General features: G+C 53.9%; 1 protein-coding gene. It reads left to right on the top strand.

Features of this window, described 5'->3' with window-relative positions:
* On the top strand, nucleotides 1-358 hold a 358-nt coding region (locus QJT78_RS51675), incomplete at its 5' end, for a hypothetical protein (RefSeq protein ID WP_281460902.1).
* Nucleotides 359-915 lie beyond the last annotated feature (557 nt).

Genomic DNA, 915 nt, shown 5'->3' with positions numbered 1-915 from the left:
CGGCGGCTCTTCTTCGTCATCTTCGCTCCTGATTCGCAGCAAGAATCCTCGCCGCTGTCAGGCAGAAAATCCACTCAAGCTACTGTCCGAATTTGCGGGGCCAGCTCTCTTTCTGGCTCATAAGGCGATAAGGAAGGAACGGATCTTCCTTCAAGACGACCTGCGCAATGAATTCATGGAGATTCTCGATCTCGTTAGCAAGGCCTGGGTCCAACGACTAGTTGAACACCAGCGATCGAGCCAACAATCAAGTCTGACCGGCATTTCCGAATTCTATGAGAAGGGACCGAAAGGCGTAGATAAACTCGCGACGATGGTACGCAGCCGATTGCTCAGGTCAGACAGCCATTCCAAGTGAATGTACTCTGCTGCATCGTTCAACGCTATTGGGGGTGACATTGGCTTACTTGATGACGCCGTCGATCAAAGAGCGGCTGTGGCATAAGATGCGGCGTGACCTGGCTACATACGTTCCCGAAACGAACGGCAATCAACTCTTGATGTGTTGTGCGTGTGGCCGCTTTCTTCCCCAGAACTCCTTCGATCTCGAACACGTAATTCCGCAGCAGGCCCTCAAAGCCGATCCTCCGGCGGTTCGAAACGACCCGGCCACTCCAGTCAACATTCGCGCCCGTAATCTTTTGTTGTGCAAGCAACCCCTCCGGCATAACGACTCCAAACTATACAACAACGGTTGCAACAGTTGGAAGGGGCGCTTTTACGATAAGCCCATCAGCGAACTATTGTCGGGTCGCGCAATCCAACCTGACGGGCCACAAATCACTGACACACACATTATTGCGGGCCTAGCCCGTCCTATTCGTGAGAGTGCGGCTTTTGGGCCCGATTGATGCGGCCGCACATCTTGTCTGACGAGGCGCACAGGATTGCCTTCGGCTTTTCGCCGCCTGACGA

Source organism: Bradyrhizobium sp. Mp27, assembly GCF_029953005.1.
Taxonomy (GTDB): domain Bacteria; phylum Pseudomonadota; class Alphaproteobacteria; order Rhizobiales; family Xanthobacteraceae; genus Bradyrhizobium; species Bradyrhizobium barranii.
This window is presented reverse-complemented; position numbering and strand designations above follow the sequence as displayed.